Origin of the sequence: Synechococcus sp. PCC 7335 (assembly GCF_000155595.1) — a bacterium.
In the GTDB taxonomy this organism is placed as follows: domain Bacteria; phylum Cyanobacteriota; class Cyanobacteriia; order Phormidesmidales; family Phormidesmidaceae; genus Phormidesmis.
This window is the reverse complement of the sequence record NZ_DS989904.1, coordinates 2,746,220-2,766,305: the sequence shown is the minus strand read 5'-3', so window position 1 is coordinate 2,766,305 and position 20,086 is coordinate 2,746,220. Positions and strand designations below refer to the sequence as shown.

Genomic DNA, 20,086 nt, shown 5'->3' with positions numbered 1-20,086 from the left:
GGTAATGAGTGGCTAGTAGATAGTGGCGGCTAGTAGAGGCGCTGTCTTAACAGATCCGTTTTAGGAGATTTTGTGATGAGTGTGATTTCTCAGGTGATCGCAACTGCTGATCGTGAAGTTCGCTATCTCTCTAAAGGAGAGCTAGATGCGATCAATCGCTTTTTCAATAATGGTCCCCAGCGATTGAGGATTGTTTCTATTCTCAACAGCAACGCAGAAGAGATTGTTGAAAAAGGCGCTAGGCGGTTTTGGCAGCGATGTCCGATTACCCCTAGCAACAGCGACAATCAGCAGTTTCAAGCATCGTGTTTGCGAGACCAAGCTTGGTTTATCCGATTGATCTCATATGCGGTGGCGGTCGGCGATGTCGATCCACTAGAGGCCAGCGGCGTGCGAGGCGTACGGGAAATGTATCTTTCTTTGGAGGTACCGCTGAGATCGGTGGCGCTGTGTATGCGATCGCTCAAAGAAGTCACGCTAGCGATGTTGAGCAGAGAAGATGCCGCTGAAGTCGGGCCGTACTTTGACTATCTGATTGCAGGGCTGATGCCCTGAGCATTGAATTTATTTGGACTTGGTTTATTTGGACTTGGAGACCGCTATGACCGATCGAACTAATGGAGGGAGCCCGGTTGTGCATCCGCAGCAGTACCACACAGTACCTACCGCTGTGATCAATGGAGCACATCAGCGCGATCGCTATCCCAACCATAGCGAAATGCAGACGCTCTCAACCTTTTTAAGAACAGGACTGCAGCGCCTAGAAATTGCCCAAACACTGGCCCAGCACGCGAACGAAATTGTGGCAGCTGGCGGCAAACGCATCTTTGTCGGCGGCAATCCGATGGCCTATTTTGAACAGCCAGAGGAATTGGTCGGCATGCCAGGATCTGGATACTTTGTGGCAGAAGACTATCTCTCACCAAAATCTAGACGCCAAACGGGCAATGGACATAGCGTCCAAAATTCGTCGAGTTCTATCACTAACCCAGTAGCCTGGTTAAAGGGATTATTCTTTAGTGGAAAGCCCAGCGTGCCCAGCCGCTTTCAGGCAATCAATATTGCGGACTATGGCGCAGTGCGGATGAAGCGCTCTATGCGCGATCTAGGCTGGTTTTTGCGATATATCACTTATGCCGTTGTGGCCGGTGATACGAGTATTATCACGGTCAACACGCGGGGACTGCGGGGAATCATTCCTGAAGATGTGACCGTAGCAACGACAGTGGCGCTGCAAGAAATGCAGTGGAAATCGCTTTCTTTTTTTCCAGTAGATTCAGCCGCTGCTGCACTAGTCAGGCGATATTTTGATGTGTTGATTGCCGACTATCAGGTAGAAAAACCCTCAGATCGATACCGCACTGGCGTCTCAAAACACGATCAGGGCCTTAGCTTTCCAGAAAGCTATGAAGATAGCGGGTGCGCCATTCCTAGATGGGTAATGAAGCCTACGCTACCCGATAGTGAGAAAGATGCGGTGATTAGAGCTGCCTACCGACAAGTCTTTGAGCGAGATATTAGCGGTCTGGGTACAGCCGAACTAACTCAGCCCATTTCTCAGCTCAAAGGCGAAGACGGATCAATGGAACTGTTCATTCGGCAGTTGGGCAAATCGCGCCTCTATCGGCAATTATTCTACGAGCCATACATGATTAGCCGGTCCATTGAGCTAGCCTGCCGCCACTTCCTTGGGCGAGGGCTAAGCTGTATGGAAGAGTTTCAGCGATACTTTGAGCTAGTTGCTGATCAGGGGTTCTCGGCGCTGGTAGATGCGCTAGTCAGCTCTCAAGAGTACGCTGACTACTTTGGCGCAGAAACTGTACCGTACATACGCGGTCTAGGCATAGAAGCTCAAGCCTGTCGAAACTGGGGCCCCCAGCTAGATCTGTTCAAGTACAGCGCGCCGGCTCGCAAGGTACCGCAGTTTGTCACCGCCTTTGCTAGCTACCGTCAACCTTTGCCCAATCAACACCCCTACGGTATGGGCAACGATCCGCTAGAAACTCAATTTGGCGCTATCTTTCCGCATGAAACAACAAATCCCGCGGCTCAGCCCGTTCACTTTAGCGAAGACAGTCGCCGGATTCTGGTTGGTCACGCCCACAGAAAAAGTCACGCCGAAATCTCTCAGCAGATTTTCTCTTTGAAGACGCTAGCTCACAAACCCACAAAAGCGAGCGAATCTCTCAGCTTTTTCCCTAGCTCTGACAGCAGGCAACATTCTGTTGAATCGGTTATTTTGGCGGCTTATCGGCAGGTGTTTGGCTGTGAAGTGCTAGGGAGCCAACGTCATCAAGCAGCTGAAACCCAGCTTAAAGGCGGACTGATTACCGTACGAGAATTTGTTCGACAGTTGGCGAAGTCTCGATCATTCAGACAGGCTTACTGGGAAAATCTCTATATGACAAAGGCCGCTGAAATTATCCATCGGCGACTGCTAGGGCGACCCACTTATGGACGCAGAGAAACTAGCAAATACTATGATATTTGCGGTCGGCAGGGGTTCTATGCCCTGGTTGACGCGCTGATTGATAGCGATGACTATCGCACGGCGTTTGGAGAGAACACAGTTCCCTATGAGCGCTATGTGACGCCGCGTGGATTGGCATTGCGATCGCCCAAAGGGCCTGTTGCAATATCAAAACTCAGAGACAATCCCCATACCGTTGGCGAATATATGATGCGCTACCAGCCGCCAGCCGCCAACATTTCGCCGCGATCACCTCTCAACAATTCAGCATCAAACAGACAGCCGGCTACCGCTCGTCACTCTGACAATGGCGCTCTTGAAGATCGTTCGGCATCATCGACAGAGCCAGCGACCTCCAAAAGTTCTGTTGCTTTAGCAGATCCTCCTGCTTCAGATGAGCCAGCTGCTTCAGAAGATTCTGCTATTTCGGAGAATATAGAGCCTTCGATGGCTGTCGCGCTACAAGAAACCAGTTCCGATTAATCCTATGATTTCAGCCCAAAACAACGCACCATTTGCTACCCGAGCAAACGGTCAGCTGCCTATTTCTGACAGTTCTCATCTGTCCTGGAGAAAATGGCTGCGTCTCAACAATCCTTTCAACTACCGCATCTGTATTAGCTGGTTCGGTGGTGTTCAAATTCATCCTAAGTTTTAGGTGTTTACTGACGTCATGAGCATTGTCAAACAAATTATCTCGAATGCCGATGAAGAACTACGCTATCCGACCCCCGGAGAGCTAGAGATGATTCGGAGCTTCTGTAAGACTGGAGCCAGTCAAATTCAGCTGGCAAAAACGCTGGAGTCTCACGCGCCTACTATTGTAGAGCGAGGCACTAGGAAGTTCTGGCAAATTTGCCCTAGAACGCCTAGCAACAGCGGCAGCCCTCGTAAAACTGAGGCGGCGCAGCGCGATATGAGCTGGTACATCCGCCTGATTAGCTATTGCTTGCTAGCTGGAAACGATCAGCCACTCAGAGAAATTGGGCTTCTAGGCATGAAGGAGCTATACACCAATATCGGCATTCCTCTAGACAATATTTTGCAGTACCTGCGCTGCTTAAAAGCGGAAGCGATCGCCCTGCTCTCTGAAGCCGAAGCTGAGGCAATCATCCCTTACTTCGATCAAATTATTCAGGAGCTGGTGCGGCCTGGGCCTTCGTACTTTGGCATCAAAGATCGCAGCGCCAGACAAAGTGCTAGGCAAGCGGCAGCATAGCGACTACAAGTTTACAAAATCATCTCAAAAGACTCCCCAGCACACGACGAGGATACAACAATGACAATTACGATGGGCTCTCTTGGCTCAGCGAGAGATTGGATCAAGCAGCTTGATGACTGGCTAAAGCGTGATCGCTTTGTTTTTATTGGCTGGTCAGGGCTGCTACTCTTTCCCTGTTCTTTTTTAGCGATCGGCGCTTGGTTTACCGGAACGACTTTTGTCACCTCTTGGTATACCCACGGCCTAGTGTCTTCCTATCTAGAAGGCTGCAATTTTCTCACCGTAGCGGTGTCTACGCCAGCAGAGAGCATGGGCCATTCGCTGTTGTTGCTTTGGGGGCCAGAGGCGAGCGGAGACTTTGTGCGCTGGTGCCAGATTGGCGGGCTCTGGACGTTTACCGCCCTGCACGGCGTGTTTGGACTGATCGGATTTATGCTCAGGCAAATTGAGATTGCTAGGCTAGTTGGAATTCGGCCTTATAATGCGATCGCCTTTTCTGCCCCAATCGCCGTCTACTGCGCCACGTTTTTGATCTATCCCCTGGGTCAATCTAGCTGGTTTTTCGGCCCCGGCTTTGGCGTCTCCGCTATCTTCCGCTTCCTACTTTTCTTCCAAGGCTTTCATAACTACACGCTTAATCCCTTCCATATGATGGGCGTCACGGGCGTTCTGGGCGGCGCATTGCTCTGCGCTATCCACGGCGCAACGGTACAAAATACGCTCTTTAGAGACAACCAAAGTAAAAACACTTTCAAAGGCTTTAGCACCGATCAAGGTGAAGAGACCTACTCCATGGTGACCGCCAATCGGTTTTGGTCGCAGATCTTTGGGATTGCCTTTTCCAACAAACGCTGGCTGCATTTTTTCATGCTGTTCGTTCCCGTCACTGGTTTGTGGATGAGCGCTATCGGCATGGCCGGATTGGCCTTTAATCTCAGAGCCTATGACTTTGTTAGTCAAGAGATCAGGGCCGCTGAAGATCCTGAATTTGAAACGTTTTATACCAAAAACATTCTGTTGAATGAAGGACTTCGCGCTTGGCTTTCAGAAATGGATCAGCCTGCGAAAAAGTTTGTTTTCCCCGATGAAGTTCTTCCCCGTGGCTTTTCTGAATAAGAACAAAAAGCATTCATCCATAGTTTTCTCACCTGACCTACTCATATGGAAACTCCACTCGAAACGATTCCAGACTTATCACTCTCTCCTACCGCTGAAGTTGGCTCAATTTTGGCACCCGCTAGTCCAGGCTATGACGAGGCTACGAGCGGCTATGCCTGGTGGGCCGGAAATGCTCGTCTCATTACCCCAGAGCTAACTGGGCGCTTTCTTGGAGCCCACGTCGCCCATGCTGGCCTAGTCGCGCTGTGGGCAGGTGGCATGCTGCTGTTTGAAGTCTCCCACTTTAACCTGTCCAAGCCAATGTACGAGCAGGGATGTATCTTGATGCCCCACATTGCCACTTTGGGAATTGGCGTCGGGCAATCTGGTGAAATTACCAGCATGTTCCCCTTTTTCGCCATTGGCGTGGCTCACCTAATTGGCTCGGCGGTGCTGGGTATTGGCGGCATGTATCATGCTATCAAAGGCCCAGAAAAGCTCTACGGTTTCTTTCAGTTTGACTGGACAGATAGAGCCAAAGTCGCACAGATTCTAGGCTTTCATATTGCGATTTTAGGCATCTTTGCCCTGCTCTTTGCGGCCAAAGCAATGTACTGGGGTGGCCTATATGATCCCTGGGCACCCGGCGGTGGCGATGTTCGCTTAGTCACCAACCCGACGTTGGATCCGCGCATCATCTTTGGCTATCTGATCAAAAGGCCCACTGGAGGAGAAGGCTGGATTGTCAGCGTCAACAATTTAGAAGACATTATCGGTGGCCATATTTGGATCGGCTGTATTTTGATCGCAGGCGGTATCTGGCATATTCTCGTGCCGCCACTGCGATGGACCTATAATCTTTTTCCTTGGACAGGAGAAACCTATCTCTCTCAAAGTTTAGGGAATGTTGCTGGTCAGGCGTTTATTGCAGCGGCCTTTATCTGGTTCAACAATACAGCTTATCCAAGTGTGTTCTATGGACCGACGGTTCCAGAATCTTCGCAGGCACAGTCTTTTGTATTTTTGATGAGAGATCAAGGAATGGGCGCGGATGTCGCCTCGGCGCAGGGGCCAACGGGTCTGGGTAAATATTTGCAGCGATCGCCGACTGGAGAGATCATCTTTGGTGGTGAGACCATGCGATTTTGGGATGCGCGTGCTCCGTGGCTAGAGCCTTTACGCGGCAAGAACGGTTTGGATTTAGACAAGCTTCAGCACGATGTTCAGCCCTGGCAGCTGAGGCGGGCCGCAGAATATATGACCCACTCGCCGATCGGCTCACTGAACTCTGTGGCAGGTCTAGCGACAGAATCCAATGCGTTCAACTATGTTTCTCCTAGAACCTGGCTCGCTTCGGCTCACTTTATCTTTGGCTTTTTCTTTTTAGTCGGTCACCTCTGGCACGCTGGCCGGGCGAGAGCGGCAGCGGCTGGGTTTGAAACTGGACTAGACCGCGAAGATGAGCCCGTGCTATCGATGGCACCGATTGATCCGAGCTTGCGTTCTGACTAGAGCTAGCATCGGCTGCATCCGCACTGCTAGCTGATCACTTTGCTCTCTAGCTGATCACTTTGCTCTGTTGTGCCAAAGGCGATGACAAAGGTTTCACCGCTAAAGCATGGGTGGAGCAAAGTGGTGATCGCGCTAAGTGCCTAAAGCTAGTGCCCAAAGCTTAAGTGGCCAAAGCGATAGATAAAAATCGATTGTTTATTTCAGGAGAAAATCCGATGGGACTCCCTTGGTATCGTGTTCACACATCTGTGCTGAACGATCCGGGTCGATTGATTGCCGTGCATATCATGCACAATGCCCTATGTGCTGGGTTTGCAGGTTCGATGCTGCTGTTCGAGCTGGCGCTGTTTGACCCAAGCGACCCGGTTTTGAATCCAATGTGGCGACAGGGTTGTTTTTTAATGCCGTTCGTCTCTAGGCTCGGCGTGGTGAATTCTTGGCAAGGCTGGAGCGTCACCGGTGAGACGTTTACAAACCCAGGATTTTGGACGTTTGAGACGGTGGCGATCGCGCACATTATCTTTTCGGGGCTCTCTTTCCTCGCTGCCTGTTGGCACTGGGTCTACTGGGACGTAGCCACTTTCTTTGATCCCAAAACAGACGAACCCGTAATCGACTTGCCTAAAGTCTTCGGCATTCACCTCACCCTAGCCGGAATTCTCTGCTTCGGCTTTGGTGCTTTCCATCTCACGGGTTTGTTCGGTCCTGGTATGTGGGTTTCAGATCCGCTAGGACTTACCGGACATATTCAGGGTGTTGCCCCAGAATGGGGCGCAGCCGGATTCGATCCCCACAATCCAGGCGGCGTGGTCGCTCATCACATTGCCCTAGGCATCGTTGCTATCATCGGCGGACTGTTTCACATCTTTGTTCGGCCACCTGAATATCTATACAAGGGGCTAAGGATGGGAAACATCGAAGGCACACTAGCCAGCGGGCTAGCCGTCTTCTTTTCGGGGGCTTTCATTGCCGCCGGGACGATGTGGTATGGCACGGCTACCACCCCTATCGAACTCTGGGGACCAACTCGGTATCAATGGGACCAAGGCTTCTTTCAACAAGCGATCAGCCGCCAGGTAAAAGCCAGTATTAGCGACGGCAAAAGTCCGTCTGAGGCGTGGTCAGAGATTCCGACCAAACTCGCTTTTTACGACTACATCGGCAACAGTCCGGCCAAAGGTGGACTCTTCCGAGTCGGACGCATGGTAGACGGCGACGGTCTACCCACCGGCTGGCTAGGTCATCCAGTCTTTAAAGATGGCGAAGGCAGAGAGCTTACAGTTCGCAGAATGCCAAACTTCTTTGAGAACTTTCCAGTTGTCTTGTTCGACCAAGACGGCATCGTTCGTGCCGATATCCCTTTCCGGCAGGCAGAATCCAAATATGGAATCGAACAGACGGGCGTAACCGTGAGCTTTTACGGCGGAGAGCTAGATGGACAGACGTTTAGCGATCCTAAAGACGTTAAAAAATATGCTCGTCGCGCTCAGCTAGGAGAGCCGTTTGAATTCGATCGCAGTGTCTACGACTCTGACGGTTTATTTAGAACCAGCAATCGAGGTTTCTTTGCTTTCTTCCATGTGATCTTTGGCCTGCTGTGGTTCTTTGGCCATATCTGGCATGGGTTGAGAGCGCTCTTCCAAGACGTGTTCTCCGGCATTGATCCGAGCCTAAGCGCTGAGCAAGTGGAGTGGGGCTACTTCAAGAAAGTCGGTGACCCAACCTCTCAACAAACACCTGCATAAAGCCAAATCAAGCGACAAGATGATAGTACATCTTGTCGCTTTCTAGATACACCTAATTGTTCTAATAAGGTTCTCATGCGACAAAAATACGTTTCCAACAAAGCTGCACCTTTGCAATATCCTTTAAGAAAGCTCAATTCCGAAGCGGGCAAAGTAGTTCCTGGCTGGGGCACAGCTCCCCTGATGGGGATTATGCTGATTGCGCTTCTGCTGTTCATTTTGACCATTCTTCAGCTATATAACGGTACTGTTATTGTCGAAGGCATTGACGTTTAGAAACAAGAATACAGAGAAAGACTTCATTAACCGTACGGCAATCCTCCACGTCGTGCGGTTTGCTTTTGCTAGTTTTCTGTAGCTCTTTGGGGAGAAGTATCCTATGAAAACGATAAGAGCCGTTCAGTCACGTCCAGGAAGCTTTCTTCACTAGTTGGGGAATCATTCAGTCATCACAGAAGAACTTTATCAGTCGCGCTGCATCCATTCCGCTTCACGCAATTTCTCTTAGCCGAGCGCTCATCGTTGACCAAGCGAAGGGCTTAATCTGTCTGGCTTGTACGCGCTAAGCATATACTCGGATACATCCCACACTATAGCGATCGCCACTCAGCTCTCTTGTGACAGGGGTTTTGCTGTGGGGGAAGTATGCAGCGCGTAATAGCGAATGCTATAGATACACTTCATCCCTGGAGAAGGCAATAGGTTAGTAAGCAAGAGAAAAGCGCTCTCCTGATGGAAAGCGCTACCTAGATAACAAGGATAAGTTGCCACTACGATTTATTCATCAGAGAATGTATCAAGCGCCAATATGAGGAGCACGCATAGCAACCTGAACGGATTCTCCGCTAGCCAAGTCTAATGGAAAGTTGTGTGCATTGCGCTCGTGCATAACTTCAAAGCCTAGACTGGCACGATTGACCACATCTGCCCAGCTCGGCAGCACGCGACCTTGCGAGTCTAGAACAGAATGATTGAAGTTGAAACCATTAAGGTTAAAGGCCATTGTACTAATTCCCAACGCTACAAACCAGATACAAACCACTGGCCACGCGGCTAAGAAGAAGTGAAGCTGGCGGGAATTGTTGAAACTAGCATACTGGAAGATCAATCGACCAAAGTAGCCGTGAGCAGCCAGAATATTGTAAGTCTCTTCTTCTTGGCCAAATTTATAGCCCTCGTTTTGAGACTGTGAGTCGCTAGTTTCTCTGACCAAGCTAGAGGTCACTAACGAGCCGTGCATTGCACAGAACAAGGAACCGCCCAGTACACCCGCAACGCCAAGCATGTGGAATGGGTGCATTAGAATATTATGCTCTGCCTGGAAGACGAACATGAAGTTGAAAGTGCCGCTGATGCCCATCGGTAGACCATCAGAAAAGCTGCCCTGACCAATTGGATAGATCAAGAAAACAGAAATAGTCGCTGCAACAGGCGCGGAGTAGGCAATGCAAATCCAAGGACGCATTCCTAGTCGATAGCTCAGCTCCCATTCTCGGCCCAAATAACATAGCAGGGCTGGAATGTAGTGGAAGGCGATCATCTGATAAGGCCCTCCGTTATAGAGCCATTCGTCTAATGTGGCGGCTTCCCAGATCGGATAAAAGTGAAGCCCAATGGCATTAGAGGTAGGAACAACGGCAGCCGTAATAATATTGTTGCCGTACAGCAGCGAGCCAGAAAGCGGTTCGCGGATGCCGTCGATATCAACTGGAGGTGCTGCGATGAAGGCGGTGACAAACACAGTGATAGAGACGCCAAGAAGTGGCAGCATCAGAACACCGAACCACCCAATATAAAGACGGTTCTCAGTACTTGTGATCCACTGGCAGAATCTCTCCCACTGGCTTATATTCGGACGTTGAATAAGGGTCGTCATGTTTTTGTGAATCTAGTTGAATATAGTTATTTACGTGAACCGAGCTTATTTCAACAAAGAAAGGTGGAGATGTAATGAAGAGGCGATTATTTAGCAAAATTGGTATCTTCCTCGACTCGGGTGCGTGATCGCCTACATTAGAAAGCGCGACTCAATCTATGTTTTTTAGATACATTTTGTGGAGACCGCTGGCCGCTACGATAAGCTCGACTATGGTCATTTTTTACGGATGAACGATGTATTTAATTGTGGTGGGTGCTGGTCCTGAAGGGCAGCGGTTTATTCAGATAGCCCTCGAGCAAAACCATGAGGTCGCATTAATCGAAAAAGAAGAAGGGCGGGCTAGAGAAATTTTGAAAGAGCATGATGTTCGCGCTTTCGTAGGCAGCATTGGTGACGAAGATATCTTGAACGAAGCGGAAGTCGATCGAGCCGATGCGGTAGTTGCCACAACGCATGACGATGCCCAAAATCTGATGGCTATGGTACTCGCCAAAGAGCACAAGGTAGAGACTTGTATTAGCTTGGTCAACCAGCAGTCTCACACTGGCATGTTCGAAAGGTTAGGCGTGCAGGTGATTAGCGATCCGGCAGGTATTGTTGCTCATCGGCTCTATGAATACGTTGATTCAGAAAAATCATGAAGATCTATCTAACGGCGATCAGTCGAGACGTTAGTAGATTTTTACTAATTCCAATAGGTATGCTGCTGCTGTCTTTGCCAATTTGTTTGATAGCGAGGGAGTGGTTCGCGGTATTACCGTTCCTTGCTAGCCTCCTCATCACTTCGCTGCTGGCGCTGCTGCTACATTCACTCGGCAAAAAGCCTGCGAGTGTTCCTACTAAGCAGACCTTGATTAGCGTAGCCCTTAGCTGGGGACTGATTGCTGTGATTGGCGGTTTGCCCATATGGTTTACGGCGATCGCAATGGGAGATCTAGCTTCGCCGACAGTCGGCTATTTTACCAACTTTATAAACGCCCTGTTTGAGGGATTTTCGGGTTTGACCAGCACAGGGTTGACCATGGTGCTTCGAGAAAGTGAGCTACCGGCCTGTTTGCAATGGTGGCGATCGCTGATGGAGTGGGTGGGCGGCTTAGGTCTGATCGTGTTTGCGATCGCGTTACTAGAACCGCTTCAAGACCAGTACTCGCTCTACCAAGCAGAAACACGAGACGCGCAGATGCGGCTGACGATGACGCGCACCGTTCGGCGGATTTGCGTAATATATGCGCTCTACACAATAGCAAGCATCGTTTTGTTTCGGGTCACAGGGATGAACTGGTGGCCCGCCCTAAATCATGCCATGACGGCGATCTCCACAGGTGGATTTAGTGTGACCGACAACAGCATGGCGGTCTATGGAACCTTCACTAAGATGGCGATCGTACTTGTAATGGTGGTGGGTGCGATCGCCTTCAATCAGCACGACCAGTTTCTAGAAGGACAGCTATTGACATTCTGGCGAGATCGTCAGCATCGACTGATGTGGCTATTACTCATTGTCGGTAGCGTCATAGTTGCCGCTGAGCAATATAGCACTTCGGCTCAGTTTGCCTGGGTAGATAGTATCTTCCAGTGGACCTCCGCGCTCACGACCTGCGGCTTTAGCACCCAGTCGATTCAGTTTATGAGCTCCACCAATAAGCTCTTACTAAGTTTGGCGATGGTGATCGGCGGCGCGGCCGGTTCGACCGCTGGCGGTGTTAAGCTATCGCGCACACTCGCGCTAGGAGAGGGCGTATCTTGGCATTTCCGTAAGCTATCGCTGAGCGCCCATCAAGTCTACATTCGTCAGATCAATCGGAAAGCGCTCTTGCCTGATCAAGCGAGTCGTCAAGTAGAAGAAGCCGCTGTCTTGCTGGTGCTATGGCTAGTGTGTCTGCTAGGCTGTGTCTTGGTGCTGGTGCGGCTAGTGCCAAACGAATATACGCTCAGTGACGTCATTTTTGAGAGCGCGTCAGCACTAGGCGCAGCCGGTTTGTCTAGCGGTATTTCTGGTCCTTCTCTGCACTGGCTAGGCAAATGTGCATTGATGCTAATGATGTGGATGGGGCGACTAGAGATTATCCCAGTGGTGATTCTACTAACAGCGCCTTTTAGCTATGTTCTTGGCGCGATTGACCGCCGTTGATGCCGAGCAGATTAAGATTTTTGTCCCATTGGCCTCGATCTAAATGGAAGCTAAGTGGAAGCGCTAATCAGATCGTAGTTTGATGTTGATGCTGCCATTAGGCTCTAGCGTTGCCATATCTACTTGTTCTTCTATCTGCTGCCAAGACTTCTGCTGCCAAGACTGAGGAAATGTACCCTGCGATCGCATCACAACTTCCAAATCCTGAGAGGTGATGTGGGTTTCTCTTAGCACTTGCTGATCTATCCTACCGTTTTTGATCAGCACCCGAGGTCCGCCTTTAATCCACTGCTCTAGCCAAGTAAATCGGAACGACACGGCCGATAGCAGCCGATGCATCGCCACCAGCGCAAAAGCAGAGAGCAGAGTAGGAAAAAATGGAGAAGAGCCGCTAATTGCCCGGCTCAAAGTTGCGCCGAGCATAATGCCGATAATGACATCAAAAGTGGCATACTTGCCTGCAAAGCGGCGATCGCCTAGCATTCTTACCATTAGCAGCGCACCTACGTAAACGAATATCGCTCGCATACACATCTGCCATACCGAAATATTATCCGTACTTAATCCCAAAAGACGATCGAGAATTTGACTAAGATAATCCATTAACAAGCTTTTCCAAAAACAATTATTAGCTAAGGATAAAGGCACCACACACCAACTATGATGACTTCCTTCACTGCTTATCTCCATGCCTGTTGGCAGACGCTGAGTATAACCGTTTCTAGACTGACTGCTCGAAAGCGCTGGGTTCTGCCAGCTCTAGTAGGAACCGTATGCTTGTGGAGTGCGATCGCCCATCCTGCCAAGGCGTATCAGGTTCAAGTTTTGCCGACGAGCCCTGCTCAAGGCGATACTCTCTCAGTTGTTGTTGAGGGAAATAGTAGTGCAATGCCTACGGTTACTGTAGAGGATACTACTTATACTGCTTTCCCGTTGTCGGATAATCGCTATAGAGCACTAGTACCCACTAGCCCCAACACAACCCCCGGTCGAATGGCGCTTCGAGTAGAGGGCTCCGAAGGGACAAATAACATCGCCGTGAGCATTGGCAACCGTAGCTTTAATACGCAATACATCAACCTTTCGCCTGGCCGGGCTGGCTTAGAAGGCACTGACTACGAGTTTGATAGCCTAGATGCCCTTCGAGCCTTGCGTACGCCTACCCGCTACTGGGACGGTCCCATGGCTAGACCTAGTAATGGCTATGTCAGCTCGGCATATGGCAACCAGCGCTACTACAATGGCATTTTTGCAGAAGGCTACTACCACAGAGGCGTGGACTACGCTGCCGGAAATGGCTCACCTATCTATGCGCCTGCGGCTGGTCGGATCGCTTTGGTAGGTCGTGAGTCAGATGGCTTTGTCCTCAACGGCAACACCCTCGGCATCGACCATGGACAAGGTGTCACCAGTGTGATGATCCATCTATCCGGATTCGCTGTTAATGAAGGCGATATGGTGCAGCAAGGACAGCTAATCGGCTATATGGGCGCTACTGGATTTGCAACCGGGCCCAACCTGCACTGGGGCTTATTTGTCAACGGCATTTCTGTTGATCCTGTTCCCTGGCGTCATGAGGGAATAGACTAGCCCCAAGCTTGGCGTCTCTTGAATTCTGCCGCTTTGCAAGCAAGCTACCAATCTTACATTTGCAAGCTTGTTCCGTGACTGGTCAGAAAGGGAATACTCGTGCATACAACCTTTGACTTCACTGAAGTCGTCGAACGGAGTTTTGGTAAGAGCATGAGTAGCATTAGATCAATAGTCGAGCAAGCACTACAGGATGGCTATTTGACCCCTGCAATGGAAGCTGAAGTCGCACGTATTTGCGATACAGCTTCTGAGCTGTCTGTCGAAGAGTACACAGCGCTTGACCAGTTGATGAGCTCTTTGTTGACCGGCGAAGTCGTTGCGGTCCCTAGAAAGCAATTTATTAACGTGATGGAAGAGCTAGTCCTTACCGAAGCCATCTCTCAAGTTGCCCAAGCTGAAGGTAAGACCGATAAGACATTGGATTTAGGCGATGTTGCGGCCTATGCGCTCAACCGTTTACCGCCTTTGTATGCTACGACCGAGGAAGGCGCTGACTACCAAAGAGAGAACGCTCGCGCTGAGCTAACTGAACTAATCGCTTATCAGGTGTCAGAATCAGTCGGTCGCAGCCTTGATCAGCCTGAGTTCTTTCCCGAGCGCAAAGAACTTCAGCGTAGCGAAGAGTTTGGTTTGTTAGGTCAAGTTAATCAGCTACTAAAAGACTATGCCCGCGATTTCGAACAAGCTCCTAAAGTTGCTTGATGCGAAGGCGAGATATAGCCATGAATGAAGTAGGGTAGTTTTCACTTGGCCTAGATCAAGAACAAATGTCTAATGTATGGCAAGCGTCGGTTGCATACTCTACGAGAAATCTATGCCTAAGACGTTTGCGCGTTACGTAGCCTGCTGTGCATAAAGATTCTAGCGGTGACAAGTGTCGTAAGCTAAGTGATCAAAGCTAAAAGCGATAGGAAAGATGTCGGCGCTTCAAGAGCGATGACTATAGGACAATTGACGGCTCTAGTCGATTATCAGTGTCTTGAGTGAATCGACAGACGCTATAAAGGAGAGTCACGAGAGAGTAGCGTCACGAAGAGAGTCACAAGAGAACAAAGACATAGGGAACAGCTTCTACTGAAATACCTCCACAGCGGTTCCGATATCTACTCTGCGATACAGATCTCGAATATCTTGGTTACGCATCCGTACGCATCCATGAGAAACGGCCTGACCGATTAGCTCTTCTTGGTTGGTACCATGAAATCCAATCTGCGCTTTCCCATCTGTCCAAAATCCGATCCAGCGATCGCCTAGCGGATTATCAGGACCGGGTGGAATATCTTCTTTAGTCAGTGGGTGCTGCCAGGTTGGCTGCTCAATCATGCTAGTGACCTCAAAGCTACCAATGGGTGTCTGCCAAGCAGATTGGCCCACTGCAACTTCGTATCGGATGGTAGGTTTACCCAATGACTCAACTTCTAGGTATCGACCTGACAGTGAGAGTCGCAGGGTAACTGATGACTGCTTAGCCACTTCAACGTTGTCAGACTGACGGTCTAAGAAAAGTTCTCGCTGTCGAAATGGACTAAATGGCAGTCGACTATCGCTAATGCTAGACGGGTTCTCAGGTGTGATAGTCGGCCTTAGAAAGGGGTTGCGCCACTCTAACGCAGCCAAAGCCATTGCTGATCCAAAGCAGAGTCCGACGAAGCAGCGGGTGATAGGGGATTGTCTTTGCATCGCTTAATTACCGCCCCCTTGTTAGAATCATTTTTACATCTCGACAGCAGTAATTACAGTAATTGTGGAGCAGCATTTCTAGCGTGGTAGTAAAGCCAGATTGGTTACGGGTGAAAGCGCCCCAGTGGGAACGGGTAGGTAACGTCAAGGGAATTTTGCAAGACCTTGGACTTAATACCGTCTGCGAAGAAGCCTCTTGCCCGAATATCGGCGAGTGCTTTAATGCTGGCACCGCGACTTTTTTGATTATGGGCCCGGCCTGTACTCGCGCTTGTCCATACTGTGACATTGATTTTGATAAATCGCCACGGCAATTAGACCCAATGGAGCCGGTGCATTTGGCAGAAGCCGTGCGACGGATGCAGCTAAACCATGTTGTGATTACTTCGGTTAACCGCGATGAGTTGCCAGACGGCGGGGCAAGTCAGTTCATTCGCTGCATAGAAGAAACTCGAAAAGTATCGCCGAACACGACAATAGAAGTCTTGATTCCTGATCTGTGTGGCAACTGGGAGGCGCTCAAAACGCTGCTGCTAGAAGGACAGCCTGAGGTGCTAAACCACAACACAGAGACGGTGCCTCGGTTGTATAAGCGAACGCGGCCTCAAGGAGACTATCAGCGAAGTTTGGAGCTGTTGAAGCAGGCGCGGGCGATCGCTCCTTGGACCTATACCAAATCTGGCATTATGGTCGGCCTTGGCGAGACCGACGCGGAAGTCCGTCAGGTCCTCGGCGATCTTCGCGCTGTAGACTGTGATATTGTCACCATCGGCCAATACCTGCAGCCCAGTCAAAAGCATTTGGGTGTAGACACTTTTGTGCGCCCACAGCAGTTTGAGGCTTGGCGTATCGCTGGTGAAGAAATGGGCTTCTTACAGGTGATCTCTTCCCCGCTGACCCGTAGCTCTTACCATGCAGAACAGGTTCAACAGTTGATGAAAGCTAATCCTCGATACAAGCCTAGCTAAGAAGGCAAAGCTTGAGATGCCTGACTCTAGGAAGAACTTGTATCCATAAGTTCGTATCTATTGAAGATTGCGACCTAATTTAGCGTACTATTGCCGTTGTAATTATTCTCCGACTTGGGTACATGTAGCAAGGTGCGGATGCATACTCTGCGAGAAGGCAAAGCCTACGCGCATTGCGAGTCACTTAGCCTGTTGAAACGCAAGCATCGTAGCCAATGACTATGCCGTAAGCTAAGTTATCAAAGCTATAGCATCGGTAAAATTAGCTATCTTCTATCGGACTGCAGATGCTATCGCTAAGAGAGTATTCGCTGAGGAGGTATCTATCTATCAATGGTAGAGTTTTTATACCCGAAGCAACGAGTATAGTTAAGAAGAGAGCTGATTGGTCATATCATTATCAGCTAACCTACATTCTCTATCTTTTGGCGATTCTAGCCCAACGATATGCCAAGGTAGCGAAGCAAAGTTGTCTAGCGAGTATGTCCATTTCTGATCACTCCCAGTCCGCCTTTGTGACTTCTGCTTTTGTGACTTTGGCAAGCGTCAACTTAGAAGCACTTATTGAATTTTATGTTGATTTTCTAGCGATCGCACCTTGTCCGAGCACTTCTAGCTATGCAGAATTTCAGCTGCCTGGCCTTCGTCTAGCAATCTTTAAACCGCAGGCCGCAAGCAGCTCAGAATTTGCGGCTAGTAGTAGCGGCGCAGCAAGCATATGCCTAGAAGTCGCTGACCTAGCAGCGGCGATCGCTCGGCTTAATGCTATTGGTCATGCTCCTTCTGGTGATATTATTCATGCTTCTCACGGGAAAGAAGTCTACGTCTACGACCCAGATGGCAACCGTTTGATTTTGCATCAAGGTGATGCAAGTCGTTAAGCTTAGTACACTATCTCTATAGACAAGTTACCGTGGCCACAGAGTTCATCACAAAGACCAAAGCAGCGATCGCCCAACTCACTGATCCAAGCCTATCTGTAGAAGGCATTGATATCACTAACTGTGATCGTGAGCCCATCCATATCCCTTCAGCCATTCAGCCTCACGGCATCATGCTGGTGCTAAGTGATAGAGGAAATAAGCGCGAATGGCGAATTGTCAGTGTAAGCCAGAATTCAGCGCAGCACCTAGGTATTTCTGCCAAATCGCTACTCGATAAACCACTCAGTCAGCTGCTAAATCACTCACAGATCGAGCAAGTCAAAAGTTGTTTAGATAGGGCCTTTGAAGCAGTTAACCCACTGCAATTAGAGATTCAAGCCGCTAGTAGCGTTCAATTGTTCACCGCTGTTGTCCATCGCAGCGGTGAATTTGTCATTCTAGAGCTAGAACCTACTGATAAAAAAGAAAGTGTTACTTTCTTTGACTTTCACAGTTTAGTGAAACGCTCCCTTAGCCTTATTCAACAAACAACAGACTTAACCAAGCTATGTCAGGTAGCCGTTGAGGAAGTTCAACGCATTACTGGCTTTGACCGAGTGATGGTTTATAGGTTTGACAAAGATGAATCAGGTACCGTTGTTGCCGAAATCAAGCAGCCCGATATGCCCTCGTATTTAGGGCTGCGTTACCCAGCTACGGATATCCCTAAACAGGCAAAGTATCTCTATATTTTAAACCTATTGCGGCTTATTCCCGACGTCCATTATCAGCCTGTGACAATGGTTAGCGTCCCGTCTTTGGAGACAAAAGCAACACCTATCGATATGAGCCTATCTAGCTTGCGAAGTGTTTCGCCGGTGCACATAGAATATCTCGTCAATATGGGCGTACAGGCATCGATGTCGGTTTCGCTAGTACAGGATAATCAGCTTTGGGGGCTCCTAGTTTGCCATCACAACACGCCTCGAAGTGTGTCTTACGAGCGACGCACCACTTGCGAGTTTCTCGCTCAGGTCATTGCGCTAGAGTTAAGGGCTAAGGTTGAAAACGAAGATGCGGACTACAAGCTTAACCTCAAGACAATCCAGATGAGTCTTACAAAAGCACTCCTGCAAAGTGAAAGTCTAGAAGAAGGATTAACTCGAGATGCCCAAAATCTGTTGTCCTTGACAAGTTCAACAGGTGCTGCATTCTGCAGTAAGAATCAGATCAAGTTGATAGGCCATACACCAAAGCTTGCTGAAATTGAAGCAATGATGACTTGGCTAGGCAGCCGCTTCGAGCAAGGGTCTATCTATCATACGGCTGCGCTAGGAGAAGCTTATCCACCAGCTCAAACATTTGAAAGTACTACAAGCGGACTGGTGGCACTCGCTATCTCAAGGGTGCAGCGGCTGTATGTGCTGTGGTTTCGACCAGAGGTGTTGCAGACGGTTAGCTGGGCAGGTGAACCAGGTAAGCTAACTGAGCTAGGCGATTCTGGTGAAGTCTATCTATCCCCACGTCAGTCTTTTGAACGGTGGCAGCAGACAGTAATCGGGCGATCGCTTCCCTGGAAAGAGTGCGAAGTCGAAGCAGCGCTAGAACTCCGTACCGCAGTCATTGGGTTGGTTTTACAAAAAGCGGATGAACTGTCTCAATTGAACTCAGAGTTGGAGAGAAGCAACGTTGAGCTAGATTCTTTCGCCTATATCGCCTCTCACGATCTTAAAGAGCCACTGCGAGGTATTCACAACTATTCCAGCTTTCTGATCGAAGATTATGGCAATGAGTTAGGTGAAGACGGTGTCGACAAGCTGAACACATTAATGCGGCTGACGCAGCGAATGGAGGACTTAATCAGCTCACTGCTACACTATTCTCGGTTGGGTCGCAGTGATTTGAGTATTGCAACTGTCGATCTTAATGAGGTTGTCAGTGAGGTCGTTGAACTTGTTGGTATGAACAACCCAGACAATGTAAGTGTTGAGGTCCCCCGCTCTCTACCGGTAGTTGAGTGCGATCGCATTCAAATTGCAGAACTCTTCACGAATCTAATTACTAACGCAATAAAGTATAATAGCAAAGCCCAAAAACGTATCGAAGTCGGCTACTCGACAGAGACTACTGCCGATCCTGGCCGGATGGTATTTTACATTCAAGACAACGGTATTGGCATTCGCAAGAAGCATATAGAAACCATCTTTCGAATTTTTAAACGATTGCATGCTGCTAATCGATTTGGTGGAGGCACCGGCGCTGGGCTAACTATCTCTAAAAAGATTGTAGAACGACACGGTGGTCAGCTATGGGTCGATTCAGTCTACGGCGAAGGGAGCACCTTTTATTTCACCCTGGAGGCAGCTAAACATGGCTAGCACCAACAGCCCATATCTACTCGTTGTTGAAGATAGCGACGAAGACTTTGAAGCACTCAACCGTGTCTTGGGCAGGCATTGCGAGATTGAAGTTCCACTTAGGCGCTGCTATGACGGTGACGAAGCCCTAGATTTTCTCTATCACAAAGGCGACTACGCTGAGACAGAAACCATCGGGCCCCCTAGCCTAATCCTATTAGATTTGAACATGCCAGGTTCAAACGGCCGGGAGGTCTTACAGCAACTCAAACAAGACGAACAGCTAAGAGTCATTCCAGTTGTTGTCTTTACTACCTCCTCAAATCCTAAAGATATAGAGACTTGCTATCGGCATGGTGCAAACAGCTACCTAATTAAACCTATGAAGGTTCAGCAGCTTAAGTCATCTGTTTGCCAGCTGCTGAACTATTGGTTCGGAGTAACTACCCTCCCAGAAACAGCATTATCAGCAACTGCACTGAAGCGTAGCGCCTGATTGCTATTGCATAATTATCGCAGCGGGACGTTTTATTCACATTTTATGTATAATTAAATCTTAATAAACCCT

Annotated in this window: 19 protein-coding genes; 16 read left to right on the top strand and 3 right to left on the bottom strand. The window is 49.3% G+C overall.

The window, feature by feature from the left end; genetic code table 11:
* The first annotated feature begins 75 nt into the window (after nt 1–75).
* The 8 genes from apcD (S7335_RS12075) to psbH all read left to right on the top strand — a co-directional run bounded on the left by apcD (S7335_RS12075) (nt 76) and on the right by psbH (nt 8,323).
* On the top strand, nt 76–555 hold the full coding sequence (gene apcD, locus S7335_RS12075; RefSeq protein ID WP_006455320.1) for an allophycocyanin subunit alpha-B: 480 nt from the start codon (nt 76–78) through the stop codon (nt 553–555).
* Between the two features lie 46 nt (nt 556–601).
* The gene (locus S7335_RS12070; RefSeq protein WP_006455341.1) at nt 602–2,953 is read left to right on the top strand and encodes a phycobilisome rod-core linker polypeptide; all 2,352 of its coding nucleotides are present in this window, start codon (nt 602–604) and stop codon (nt 2,951–2,953) included.
* A 4-nt stretch (nt 2,954–2,957) separates the two neighbouring features.
* Nucleotides 2,958–3,128, top strand: a complete 171-nt coding sequence (locus S7335_RS27780; protein WP_006455552.1) for a hypothetical protein — start codon at nt 2,958–2,960, stop codon at nt 3,126–3,128.
* 15 nt (nt 3,129–3,143) lie between these two features.
* Nucleotides 3,144–3,689 (top strand): allophycocyanin subunit alpha-B, encoded by a 546-nt coding sequence (gene apcD / locus S7335_RS12065; protein WP_006456515.1) that lies wholly within the window; start codon nt 3,144–3,146, stop codon nt 3,687–3,689.
* 60 nt (nt 3,690–3,749) lie between these two features.
* On the top strand, nt 3,750–4,808 hold the full coding sequence (gene psbD, locus S7335_RS12060; RefSeq protein WP_006454596.1) for a photosystem II D2 protein (photosystem q(a) protein): 1,059 nt from the start codon (nt 3,750–3,752) through the stop codon (nt 4,806–4,808).
* A gap of 45 nt (nt 4,809–4,853) precedes the next feature.
* Complete coding sequence (gene psbC, locus S7335_RS12055; RefSeq protein WP_006455809.1) at nt 4,854–6,302, top strand: photosystem II reaction center protein CP43; 1,449 nt, start codon at nt 4,854–4,856, stop codon at nt 6,300–6,302.
* A gap of 215 nt (nt 6,303–6,517) precedes the next feature.
* On the top strand, nt 6,518–8,047 hold the full coding sequence (psbB, locus tag S7335_RS12050; RefSeq protein ID WP_006456908.1) for a photosystem II chlorophyll-binding protein CP47: 1,530 nt from the start codon (nt 6,518–6,520) through the stop codon (nt 8,045–8,047).
* Between the two features lie 75 nt (nt 8,048–8,122).
* The gene (gene psbH, locus S7335_RS12045) at nt 8,123–8,323 is read left to right on the top strand and encodes a photosystem II reaction center phosphoprotein PsbH (protein ID WP_006453648.1); all 201 of its coding nucleotides are present in this window, start codon (nt 8,123–8,125) and stop codon (nt 8,321–8,323) included.
* Nucleotides 8,324–8,843: 520 nt separating this feature from the next.
* Here psbH and psbA read toward each other — a convergent pair.
* The gene (gene psbA, locus S7335_RS12040; protein WP_038016158.1) at nt 8,844–9,923 is read right to left on the bottom strand and encodes a photosystem II q(b) protein; all 1,080 of its coding nucleotides are present in this window, start codon (nt 9,921–9,923) and stop codon (nt 8,844–8,846) included.
* Nucleotides 9,924–10,159: 236 nt separating this feature from the next.
* Here psbA and S7335_RS12035 point away from each other — a divergent pair, with 236 nt between their 5' ends.
* On the top strand, nt 10,160–10,567 hold the full coding sequence (locus S7335_RS12035) for a TrkA family potassium uptake protein (RefSeq protein ID WP_006453723.1): 408 nt from the start codon (nt 10,160–10,162) through the stop codon (nt 10,565–10,567).
* Nucleotides 10,564–12,057, top strand: a complete 1,494-nt coding sequence (locus S7335_RS12030; RefSeq protein WP_006455310.1) for a TrkH family potassium uptake protein — start codon at nt 10,564–10,566, stop codon at nt 12,055–12,057. The genes S7335_RS12035 and S7335_RS12030 overlap by 4 nt, the downstream gene beginning before the upstream one ends.
* 63 nt (nt 12,058–12,120) lie before the next feature.
* On the opposite strand, the gene S7335_RS12025 is transcribed toward S7335_RS12030, so the two are convergent.
* Complete coding sequence (locus tag S7335_RS12025) at nt 12,121–12,660, bottom strand: DUF421 domain-containing protein (RefSeq protein WP_006455946.1); 540 nt, start codon at nt 12,658–12,660, stop codon at nt 12,121–12,123.
* A 60-nt stretch (nt 12,661–12,720) separates the two neighbouring features.
* On the opposite strand from S7335_RS12025, the gene S7335_RS12020 reads away from it, so the two are divergent.
* Together S7335_RS12020 and S7335_RS12015 are read left to right on the top strand one after the other, a co-directional pair.
* Nucleotides 12,721–13,647: a M23 family metallopeptidase gene (locus S7335_RS12020; protein ID WP_071776986.1), complete on the top strand. Its 927-nt coding sequence runs from the start codon at nt 12,721–12,723 to the stop codon at nt 13,645–13,647.
* 153 nt (nt 13,648–13,800) lie between these two features.
* Nucleotides 13,801–14,352 carry a late competence development ComFB family protein gene (locus tag S7335_RS12015; RefSeq protein ID WP_038018101.1) on the top strand — a complete coding sequence of 184 codons (552 nt, stop codon included), beginning with the start codon at nt 13,801–13,803 and terminating at the stop codon, nt 14,350–14,352.
* A 369-nt stretch (nt 14,353–14,721) separates the two neighbouring features.
* Here the strand turns inward: S7335_RS12015 and S7335_RS12010 are convergent, their stop codons facing one another.
* On the bottom strand, nt 14,722–15,330 hold the full coding sequence (locus S7335_RS12010; RefSeq protein ID WP_006455424.1) for a L,D-transpeptidase: 609 nt from the start codon (nt 15,328–15,330) through the stop codon (nt 14,722–14,724).
* A gap of 83 nt (nt 15,331–15,413) precedes the next feature.
* Here S7335_RS12010 and lipA point away from each other — a divergent pair, with 83 nt between their 5' ends.
* The 4 genes from lipA to S7335_RS11990 all read left to right on the top strand — a co-directional run bounded on the left by lipA (nt 15,414) and on the right by S7335_RS11990 (nt 20,014).
* The gene (gene lipA, locus S7335_RS12005; protein WP_006456444.1) at nt 15,414–16,298 is read left to right on the top strand and encodes a lipoyl synthase; all 885 of its coding nucleotides are present in this window, start codon (nt 15,414–15,416) and stop codon (nt 16,296–16,298) included.
* Between the two features lie 482 nt (nt 16,299–16,780).
* Complete coding sequence (locus S7335_RS12000) at nt 16,781–17,179, top strand: VOC family protein (RefSeq protein WP_050765986.1); 399 nt, start codon at nt 16,781–16,783, stop codon at nt 17,177–17,179.
* Between the two features lie 32 nt (nt 17,180–17,211).
* Nucleotides 17,212–19,539, top strand: a complete 2,328-nt coding sequence (locus S7335_RS11995; RefSeq protein ID WP_006456403.1) for an ATP-binding protein — start codon at nt 17,212–17,214, stop codon at nt 19,537–19,539.
* A complete protein-coding gene (locus S7335_RS11990; RefSeq protein ID WP_006457020.1) occupies nt 19,532–20,014 on the top strand; it encodes a response regulator in 483 nt (160 codons plus the stop codon). Before S7335_RS11995 ends, S7335_RS11990 begins: the two co-directional genes overlap by 8 nt.
* Nucleotides 20,015–20,086 lie beyond the last annotated feature (72 nt).

Bases quoted from the DNA above. Each gene is read 5' to 3' on its own strand.
- apcD (WP_006455320.1), top strand. From the start codon at position 76: ATGAGTGTGATTTCTCAGGTGATCGCAACTGCTGATCGTGAAGTTCGC.
- S7335_RS12070 (WP_006455341.1), top strand. From the start codon at position 602: ATGACCGATCGAACTAATGGAGGGAGCCCGGTTGTGCATCCGCAGCAG.
- S7335_RS27780 (WP_006455552.1), top strand. From the start codon at position 2,958: ATGATTTCAGCCCAAAACAACGCACCATTTGCTACCCGAGCAAACGGT.
- apcD (WP_006456515.1), top strand. From the start codon at position 3,144: ATGAGCATTGTCAAACAAATTATCTCGAATGCCGATGAAGAACTACGC.
- psbD (WP_006454596.1), top strand. From the start codon at position 3,750: ATGACAATTACGATGGGCTCTCTTGGCTCAGCGAGAGATTGGATCAAG.
- psbC (WP_006455809.1), top strand. From the start codon at position 4,854: ATGGAAACTCCACTCGAAACGATTCCAGACTTATCACTCTCTCCTACC.
- psbB (WP_006456908.1), top strand. From the start codon at position 6,518: ATGGGACTCCCTTGGTATCGTGTTCACACATCTGTGCTGAACGATCCG.
- psbH (WP_006453648.1), top strand. From the start codon at position 8,123: ATGCGACAAAAATACGTTTCCAACAAAGCTGCACCTTTGCAATATCCT.
- psbA (WP_038016158.1), bottom strand. From the start codon at position 9,923: ATGACGACCCTTATTCAACGTCCGAATATAAGCCAGTGGGAGAGATTC.
- S7335_RS12035 (WP_006453723.1), top strand. From the start codon at position 10,160: ATGTATTTAATTGTGGTGGGTGCTGGTCCTGAAGGGCAGCGGTTTATT.
- S7335_RS12030 (WP_006455310.1), top strand. From the start codon at position 10,564: ATGAAGATCTATCTAACGGCGATCAGTCGAGACGTTAGTAGATTTTTA.
- S7335_RS12025 (WP_006455946.1), bottom strand. From the start codon at position 12,660: ATGGATTATCTTAGTCAAATTCTCGATCGTCTTTTGGGATTAAGTACG.
- S7335_RS12020 (WP_071776986.1), top strand. From the start codon at position 12,721: ATGACTTCCTTCACTGCTTATCTCCATGCCTGTTGGCAGACGCTGAGT.
- S7335_RS12015 (WP_038018101.1), top strand. From the start codon at position 13,801: ATGAGTAGCATTAGATCAATAGTCGAGCAAGCACTACAGGATGGCTAT.
- S7335_RS12010 (WP_006455424.1), bottom strand. From the start codon at position 15,330: ATGCAAAGACAATCCCCTATCACCCGCTGCTTCGTCGGACTCTGCTTT.
- S7335_RS12000 (WP_050765986.1), top strand. From the start codon at position 16,781: ATGTCCATTTCTGATCACTCCCAGTCCGCCTTTGTGACTTCTGCTTTT.
- S7335_RS11990 (WP_006457020.1), top strand. From the start codon at position 19,532: ATGGCTAGCACCAACAGCCCATATCTACTCGTTGTTGAAGATAGCGAC.